Consider the following 746-nt stretch of genomic DNA (forward strand, 5'->3'; position numbering starts at 1 on the left):
GTCGCCGGTGAATAGCAAACCCTGTTCGCTCAGGTAGCAAAGATGGTTTCCCACATGGCCCGGGGTCTCAATGGCTGTCAGGCTGACACCGCCACAATTCACCGTATCGCCTTCAGTTAACAGGCGGTCCGCATGCCAGCTTTCATCCTGCAGCCCATCATCTGGCACAGAAGGTCCCAGGCAGCGAGCACCGGTGGCGGCCACCAGGGCCAGTGCGCCGGGAGAGTGATCGCGGTGAGTGTGAGTCACGATGACCTGAGTAATCGGCTTATCCAGCGCGCGTGCGGCCTGCAATAATGCCTGCAGGTGCTCTTGATCCTCCGGGCCGGGGTCAATAACGGTAAGGCTGTCCCTGCCAAACAAATAACTGTTGGTGCCTGGCCCGGTCATCATGCCCGGGTTGCGCGCCAGTACCCGCCAGGCGTGGTCGCCGATGGGGGTGAGCTGGCCGGGAATCAGTGATGCCATAATGACTCCTGGGAGTTTGGAAGCCGCATTGTGACGATTCATGTCAGATCATGCCAGCCCGGTCTTGCGTGCCTTATTCCGCTTCCGGGTAGGCCAGTTTTTCCACCACCCTCAGTTGCCAGCGATCCACCCGCGTTTTTTCCTCCGGGTGACGGCTGACAACCGCAAATTGATATTCACTGCCGCGGGGCAGATACATCTGCAGGGTAATGGGCTGCTGATAAATGACCTGACAATCATCCGCTGACCGGCAATGCAGCGCCTGTGCCTGCAGGGAG

The 746-nt window shown here is 59.4% G+C and carries 1 protein-coding gene and 1 pseudogene; both read right to left on the minus strand.

Going from position 1 to position 746, the window contains the following annotated elements:
• On the minus strand, positions 1-468 hold a 468-nt coding region (locus tag A3730_RS04970; RefSeq protein WP_156500918.1), incomplete at its 3' end, for an MBL fold metallo-hydrolase.
• A 73-nt stretch (positions 469-541) separates the two neighbouring features.
• Positions 542-746: pseudogene (locus tag A3730_RS31070) on the minus strand (hypothetical protein); the annotation flags it as partial.

This window comes from Alcanivorax sp. HI0044, from assembly GCF_001634945.1.